General features: G+C 60.6%; 6 protein-coding genes and 1 pseudogene. All 7 read left to right on the forward strand.

The genetic code is table 11. The features are described 5' to 3' along the window. Nucleotides 1-254: 254 nt before the first annotated feature. Nucleotides 255-482 (forward strand): annotated as a pseudogene (locus H1Y01_RS19750) (SurA N-terminal domain-containing protein); the annotation flags it as partial. Next, entirely contained in the window at nucleotides 483-1,115 is a 633-nt protein-coding gene (locus H1Y01_RS14880; RefSeq protein ID WP_367399791.1) for a peptidylprolyl isomerase, read from the forward strand. It begins immediately after the preceding pseudogene. Then, on the forward strand, nucleotides 1,112-2,056 hold the full coding sequence (locus tag H1Y01_RS14885; protein WP_219341570.1) for a formylglycine-generating enzyme family protein: 945 nt from the start codon (nucleotides 1,112-1,114) through the stop codon (nucleotides 2,054-2,056). The genes H1Y01_RS14880 and H1Y01_RS14885 overlap by 4 nt, the downstream gene beginning before the upstream one ends. Nucleotides 2,057-2,079: 23 nt before the next feature. Continuing rightward, nucleotides 2,080-3,474: a sulfatase family protein gene (locus tag H1Y01_RS14890; protein ID WP_180541300.1), complete on the forward strand. Its 1,395-nt coding sequence runs from the start codon at nucleotides 2,080-2,082 to the stop codon at nucleotides 3,472-3,474. A gap of 8 nt (nucleotides 3,475-3,482) precedes the next feature. Beyond that, nucleotides 3,483-4,925 (forward strand): sulfatase, encoded by a 1,443-nt coding sequence (locus H1Y01_RS14895; protein ID WP_180541301.1) that lies wholly within the window; start codon nucleotides 3,483-3,485, stop codon nucleotides 4,923-4,925. Continuing rightward, nucleotides 4,900-6,411 carry a sulfatase family protein gene (locus H1Y01_RS14900; RefSeq protein WP_180541302.1) on the forward strand — a complete coding sequence of 504 codons (1,512 nt, stop codon included), beginning with the start codon at nucleotides 4,900-4,902 and terminating at the stop codon, nucleotides 6,409-6,411. Before H1Y01_RS14895 ends, H1Y01_RS14900 begins: the two co-directional genes overlap by 26 nt. Next, on the forward strand, nucleotides 6,408-7,937 hold a 1,530-nt coding region (locus tag H1Y01_RS14905), incomplete at its 3' end, for an arylsulfatase (RefSeq protein WP_180541303.1). The genes H1Y01_RS14900 and H1Y01_RS14905, both read left to right, overlap by 4 nt.

Genomic DNA, 7,937 nt, shown 5'->3' on the forward strand with positions numbered 1-7,937 from the left:
GTGCTTGAAATCAGCGTCCGGGCCATGGAACTCGACGATCTGGAAGCTCGGATCGCCCGGCTCGAACAGGTTGGGGAGCAATCGTGATATCTCAACTAGGATACTAGTCTATACTCGGAAATCTGCGTGCGAAACTTCGGGAGCCTTCTGCTTGCTGCCACGGCAGCGGTTGACGATCATGCACAAAACATCCGGCGGCAGGTCCGCGGGCGTTCGCGGCCTGGCCAAGTCTTCGCCGATCCGGATCAGACAATCGCTCGATGACCGGGTTCGAAGTGAACGGGGTGACAATAACTGCGCTGGAGATTCGAGCGGAAGCGGCGAGCCTCCGCCAACGGCTCGCAGAAGCGGGGAATGAGGTTGCGGCAGGCGGAAGCATCAGTTTGCGCGAGCAAGCGGAGCGCGATCTGATCGAGCGAGTGTTACTCATGCAGGAAACGTCCAGGCTTTCTTTATCTGTTACCGCCGAAGAGGTCGATTCCGTGCTCGCCCGCCTGGCGCCTTCAGCGGGTAAGGTCGCCGGCTGCCGCGCCGCCGCGGACACTCCGGATATGCGCGCGGAAGTCAGCCGCCGCATCGCGATCGACAAACTCTTCGAACGGTGGGCGAGCACCGTGCGGCGTCCCAGTGCGAACCGGATTCGCGCGGCGTACCGGGAGACGCGCGACGATTTCTGGATGCCGGAATCCGTCTTTGTCAAGCAGATCATTCGGAATGTTGACGTTGAGGAGGATCGCGAACCGGCGCGCGCAGTTCTGATGCAAGTCCAAGAGAGACTCCAGGCCGGCGAAGATTTTGAGCGGCTCGCCCGGGAGTGGTCCGAGTGCCCGGAGGACGGCGGCACAATTGGCTTCGTTGCCAGGGGTAGGATGGTTCCCGAGTTTGAAGACACGGTATTCGCGCTCGAGGTCAACCGCCCGTCGCCAGTCTTCGAAACCCGGTTTGGCTTTCATATCGCGCTGGTGACTTCGCGCCGGGCGGCTGGAATTCCGAGCTTCGGAGAAGTTGCACCATGGATCGAGGAAAATCTTCTTCGGCAGGATACGGACGAGGAGATCCGCGTTCGAATGACTGCCCTGTTCGACGCAGCGACGATTCGAAGGGTGCGCGCGTGAGACCTTGCTGCGTTCCCAGCATCGCGCGCGCAACTCTGCTTGAAGAGTCCGTCCGCGCCGCGGCCGAGCGCGTGCGGGTGAATCGCGGCTCCCCGGAGGACATGATCAAGTTCGAGCCCGCGCGCTTCTTAATGGGCACGGAATACCCCGGCGGTTTTGCTGAAGACGGTGAAGGACCCGTCCGCGCGGTCCGGCTGGACGCTTTCTACATGGACCGGGGGCCGGTGACAAATGACCAGTTCACCGAGTTTGTCACGAGCTCGGGCTATGTCACGGAAGCGGAACGTTTCGGCTGGTCGTTCGTTTTTCACGGAGAAGGCAGCCGGAGTCCCGAAGAGACGCAAACACCTGTCGGTCTCCCCTGGTGGCGCAAGATGCCGGGCGCGAAATGGAACGCGCCGGAGGGTCCCGATTCATTGATCGCCGGCCGTATGGATCACCCCGCTACTCACATTTCCTGGAACGATGCATCCGCCTACGCCGCATGGGCCGGCAAGCGGCTTCCCACCGAAGCCGAATGGGAGTTTGCCGCGCGGGGCGGCCTGGAACAGAAGCTCTATCCGTGGGGAGATGAGTTGACTCCCGGTGGCCTCCATCTTTGCAACATCTGGCAAGGCACTTTTCCTACTCTCAACACCGCGGATGACGGTTATAGCGGCACGTCCCCGGTAACCGCATATCCGCCAAATGGTTTCGGCGTCTTTACCATAACCGGCAACGTTTGGGAATGGTGCGGGGATTGGTGGTCGCCTGACTTTCATCAGACCGCGTCAAGGTTGAACCCGGTGGGTCCGCGCGTGGGAAGAAGCAAAGTCATGAAGGGTGGTTCGTTTCTCTGCCACGCCTCTTACTGCAACCGTTACCGGGTGGCGGCCCGAACTTCGAATACTCCGGATAGTTCTTGTTCAAATATCGGGTTCCGTTGCGTCCGAGACTTATAACCTACATACAAACATTCCACACTATGATCGCTAACGCCTCTACATCCCGACGCGGTTTTCTGCAAGGGCTCAGCGCAGCCGCGGCTAGCGGGGCGCTCCCTCGCAAAGCGTCCGCCGCTGATCCGCAACGACCCAACATCATCTACCTGCACTCACACGATTCCGGCCGCTACCTGCAGCCCTTCGGATATGCGGTTCCGACGCCGAACCTGCTGCGTCTGGCGTCGGAGGGCATGTTATTCCGCCTGGCCTTCAGCGCTGCGCCAACCTGTTCACCCAGCCGCGCCGCTCTGCTCTCGGGCCAATGCGCGCATAGCGGCGGAATGCTGGGCCTGGCCCACCGCGGCTTTCGAATGAACGATTATGGCCAGCACTTAGTCCACACCCTTCGTCAGGCCGGTTATCACACGGCTTTAGCGGGCATTCAGCACGTAGCGGCGACCCCCGATCCGATCGGTTACGACGAAGTGCTCCATCCGCGCAGTATGAGCGCGCTGGACGTAGCGCCAGGCGCGGTCGCCTTCCTCGACAAGCAGCCGCACAATCCCTTCTTTCTCGACATCGGCTTCTTCGAAACGCATCGCGACTACCCTCAACCCACGCCCCTTGACGACCCCCGCTTCATTCAGCCACCCTCGCCAATTCCTGACACGCCCGAGACGCGCCTCGACATGGCTGGATACCACGCCAGCGCGCGAATTCTGGACGACGGCGTCGGCCGCATCCTTGCCGCTCTGGAACGGAACGGCCAAGCGGCGAACACTCTAGTCATCAGCACAACCGATCATGGAGTTGCGTTCCCACGCATGAAATGCAACCTTGAAGACGCGGGATGGGGCGTCTCTTTAATCATGCGGGGCGCCGCCGACTTCCGTGGTGGGCGTGTTTCCGACGGTCTTGTCTCGCACGTCGATGTTTTTCCGACCTTGTGCGACTTACTAAACATCGAGAAACCCGCTTGGTTACAGGGTAAGTCGCTGATGCCCTTAGTTCGCGACAACAGGCAGATCAACCAGGAAGTTTTCGCGGAGGTGAACTACCACGCGGCTTACGAACCCAAGCGCGCCGTGCGCACCAATCGGTGGAAATACATCCGCCGCTATGGCGATAAGCACACGCCCGTGCTGCCTAACTGCGATGACGGCCTGAGCAAAACCCAATGGCTCAATGCGGGCTGGGCCAAGCGAACGCTACCCTCCGAATCGCTGTACGACTTGACCTTCGACCCGACGGAACACGAGAACTTAGTTACGGACAGTGCCGCACAAGCCGCGCTCCTCGAAATGCGCAGCCGCCTGGATCGATGGATGGAGCGCACGCAGGACCCGCTCCTGCACGGTCCGATTCCGGTTCCCCCTGGTGCGCAGGTCAACGATCCCGACGGGGTCTCTCCGAAAGAAAACACGATCCGCTACTAAGAGCACACATGCTGACCCGACGCCAATTCCTCCATTCGTCCGCGGCCGGTATCGGTGCGGCACTTGCAGGCCGAGCGGCCGCGAAAGAACCCTCCCCGCCGAATATAGTCTTCATCCTGGCCGACGACCTAGGGTGGACCGACCTCGGCTGTTATGGAAGTACCTTCTACCGGACGCCCAACATCGACCGGCTCGCCGCGCAAGGCATGCGCTTTACCAATGCCTACGCCGCTTGCCCAGTCTGCTCGCCGACCCGCGCCAGCATAATGACGGGCAAGTATCCGGCGCGTCTGCATCTCACCGATTTCATCCCCGGGCGAAAGCAAGGGCCAACTTCCAAGCTTCTGGCTGCTCCGTTTCGGCAGGAGCTCCCGCTCGAAGAGATCACCATTGCTGAAATGCTCAAACCGGCGGGGTACCGCTCCGCCAGCATTGGCAAGTGGCATTTAGGCAATCCACCGTTCACACCCGAGGCCCAGGGCTTCGACCTGAATATCGCCGGAACGTACCGCGGCGCCCCGGTCTCCTACTTCGGTCCCTTCGACTTACCCGGCTTGAAAGACAGCCGGCCTGGGGAATACCTTACCGACCGGCTCACCCAAGAAGCCCTGCGGTTCATCGAGGCAAGCCGCAATGGTCCCTTCTTCTTATATCTTCCGCACTTCACCGTGCACTTGCCGCTGCAAGCCAAGCCGGATGTGGAAGCGAAGTACCGGGCTCTCGCCGATAAGTCCAAAGGGCAGCACAACCCGACTTACGCGGCCATGGTGGAAGCGCTCGACGACAGCGTGGGCAAGATCGGCGCGAAACTAGACGAACTCGGCTTGACGGACAACACGATCCTGTTCCTGAATTCAGATAATGGCGGTCTACTCTACGAGACTGCCAGCACAGACAACGTCACATCGAACCGGCCCTTGCGCGCGGGCAAAGGGCATCTCTACGAAGGTGGAATTCGCGAACCCTTGATTGTCCGTTGGCCGGGTGTAGTGAAGCCGGGAACGGTTTGCGAAGAACCTGTCTCGAGCATCGATTATTTCCCGACGATTCGCGAGATGTGCCGCATCGACTCCGTCGCGGCTCCCCCGATTGATGGACTTAGCCTGGCGCCTCTGTTAAAGAGAGGAGCTGGCGTGCATCACGACGCCCTCTTCTGGCACTACCCGCACTACAGCAATCAAGGCGGCCCTCCGTCGGGCGCGGTGCGCGTGGGCGACTACAAGCTCATCGAATTCTACGAAGACAGCCGTGTGGAACTCTATAACCTGAACAACGACTTGGGCGAGCGGCACGACTTAGCTCAAGCCGAGCCGGCGAAAACCGCGGAACTGCATGAAAGACTGGTGCAGTGGAGAAAATCGACAGGAGCGGTGATGCCCCAGCCCAATCCGAACTACGATCCCAAGACGGCTGATCTGGGTCTCTATGGTTCCGATCCGGCCCACCAATAACATGCCGTCGCGCCGCCAGTTTCTGCGTTCGGCAATCGGCGCGGCCTCTCTGGCCACGCGAGCAGCGGCCGCGAAGCGCCGTCCCAACCTGCTCCTGATTATCGCCGACGAGTGGCGCGCGCAGGCGACATCCTGGAACCAAGATCCCAATGTCGCGACTCCCGCGCTTGATCGCTTTGCAAGCCAGAGCGTCTCGTTCGACAACGCGGTCTCCAATCTTCCGGTCTGCTGCCCGGCGCGCGCCAGCATAATGACCGGGCAGTACCCTCTCACGCACGGGGTGTTCATCAACGATGTGGAACTTAAGCCCGATGGCCCTACTCTGGCCGAGACTTTTCAGAAAGCCGGATTCCAGACAGGCTACATCGGTAAGTGGCATCTCTATGGGAGTCCAGATGGAAACTATGGCCGCCGTCTCGCGCCCGTTCCGCGGGAAAAGCGCCTCGGGTTCGAGTACTGGAAAGCGTGCGAGTGCACGCACGACTACAACCACTCGCTCTACTACGACGGCGACAACCCCCATCCGAAGTATTGGCCCGGGTACGACGCGTTTGCGCAGACGGATGACGCCATAGCGTACTTGGAGAGCGCCGTCAAAGGACCCGACCCTTTTCTTCTAGCCCTTTCTCTCGGTCCTCCGCACTTTCCGTACGAAACCGCGCCCGTCCGTTTCCAGGCGCAATACCGCGATCGCGACATCCGTTTGCGGCCGAATGTTCCGGAAGCCAGGCGCGCGGAGGCTGCCTCGCAGTTACGCGGCTACTATGCGCACATGGCGGCGCTCGACACCTGCCTGGCGCGCCTGTTTGGAACCCTTGAGCGGTTGCGAATCGCCGAAGACACAATCGTTGTTTTTCTCTCCGACCATGGCGACATGATGCTCTCGCAGGGTTTAACCACCAAATTGTATCCGTGGGATGAATCCGTCCGTGTGCCTCTGCTCATTCGTTACCCGCGCGGTCTGGGCCGGAAGGGCCGGCGGCTCGACACCCCATTCAACATGCCGGATCTGATGCCAACCCTTCTCTCTCTGGCTGGACTGGCAGTTCCGGAAAGCGTCGAGGGAACGAACCGGCTCCATTTGGACTCCGCCGCCGACGCGAGCTTGATTCTTCTGCCGGCGCCGATCACTGAGGCGCGCCGCTATGGTTTCGCGGCATACCGCGGACTGCGCACCCGGCAACACACTTACGTCCGATCGATCCACGGGCCATGGCTGCTCTACGACAACGGAAAAGATCCTTTTCAGATGCGGAACAGGATTAATGCGCCGGAGTCGCGCGACCTGGTTCGCGAGTTCGATCGCAAACTGGACGCGATGCTGCGCGAGCGGCATGACGAGTTTCTGCCGGCCGCCGTGTACCTGCAGCGCGCCGGCCTGACTCATTACAAAGAACCCAACGTGCCCGTGGGACATTGCATAAGCCCGTGGGGAGATTGGGAATCCACAGATCAGCCATCCACAGACCGGGGGACCCCTACATGAATCGCAGATCCTTCCTTGCCGCGGCCGGCGGCGCAGCCGTAACGCCATTCGCTGCACCGCTTTTGCGGGCGGCTGCCGCGAAAAAACCTAACGTCGTCGTGATCCTCGCGGACGACATGGGCTTCTCCGATGCGGGCTGCTACGGCGGCGAAATCGATACTCCGAACATTGACCGGCTCGCCGCTCAAGGTTTGCGCTATACGCGCATGTACTCGACCGCGCGGTGCGGCCCATCCCGGAACTGCCTGCTTACCGGCTACTATGCGCAGCAAACCGCGGTGGACATTATGACGCCAGGTAATATCCCGCGCTGGACGAGTCTGTTCCCTGAATATCTCAAGCCGCTTGGATACCGTTCCTATCATTCCGGGAAATGGCACATACGAACCACGCCGCTCGAAGGCGCTGGTTTTGATCATTCCTACACCATGCTGGATGAGCTGCGCTTCTTCACGCAGAATTATCACGAGTTGGACGGAAAAGCGCTGCCCAAACCGAAACCCGAGGAACATTATTACTCCACGACCGCGATCGCGGATTATGGTCTCGGGTTCCTCAGGGAACACCAGCGACAGTACGCGAGCGATCCGTTCTTCCTTTATCTCGCGTTCCACTCACCTCACTTCCCCTTACAAGCGCCCGCCGAAGACATCGCGCGCTACCACGACCGTTTCGCTGAGGGATGGGACACTTCCCGCGAGCGGCGTTTAGCTCGCATGCAACGCATGGGCCTGGTGAATTGCGGTCTTGCTCGTCTGGAGCCGGACGTTTTCCCCTCTTGGAATTTGCCGGAGGCGGACCTTGCGAAGCGCTTAGGTCCGGGCGAAGTGGGCCGAGCGGTTCCCTGGTCGACTCTGACCAAAGAGCAGCAGCGGTTCCAGGCGGCGAAGATGGCCATCCACGCCGCGATGATTACGCACATGGATACGCAGGTGGGGCGCGTTGTCGACCAGCTCAAAGCGATGAACGCGCTGGAGAACACGCTGATTCTGGTACTGTCGGACAACGGCGCAAGCGCCGAGATTATGATCCGCGGCGATGGGCACGATCCGAGCGCGCCGATGGGCTCGGAGCGCACGCACCTGTGTATCGGTCCGGGATGGGCCACCGCCGCGAACACGCCGTTCCGTCTGCACAAATCCTACGTGCATGAAGGCGGCATCGCCTCACCGCTCGTGGCGCACTGGCCTGCGGGAATCGCCGACCACGGCGGCTTGCGGCACGATCAGTGTCACTTTGTTGACGTGCTTCCGACCGTCCTCGAACTTGCCGGAACGAAGCCGGCACGTCCTGCGGACGCTCCTCCGCTCGCCGGTAAGAGTCTGGCGCCCACCTTAGCCGCGGACAACGCAGTGAAACGCGATTTCCTCTACTTCAATCACAACAACAATCGCGCGTTGCATCAGGGCGATTGGAAGATTGTGGCAAAGGGTCAAACAGGTGCATGGGAACTCTATGACATGCGAACGGACCGCTGCGAACGAAACGATTTGGCCGCTGGGGAAACCTCACGCACCCAACAAATG

Origin of the sequence: Nevskia soli, from assembly GCF_903970205.1 — a bacterium.
Taxonomy (GTDB): Bacteria; Acidobacteriota; Terriglobia; order Bryobacterales; family Bryobacteraceae; genus Bog-113.

What these genes read in the sequence shown, in the direction of transcription:
- H1Y01_RS14890 (WP_180541300.1), top strand. Translation starts at nt 2,080, where the DNA reads ATGATCGCTAACGCCTCTACATCCCGACGCGGTTTTCTGCAAGGGCTC.
- H1Y01_RS14895 (WP_180541301.1), top strand. Translation starts at nt 3,483, where the DNA reads ATGCTGACCCGACGCCAATTCCTCCATTCGTCCGCGGCCGGTATCGGT.
- H1Y01_RS14900 (WP_180541302.1), top strand. Translation starts at nt 4,900, where the DNA reads ATGGTTCCGATCCGGCCCACCAATAACATGCCGTCGCGCCGCCAGTTT.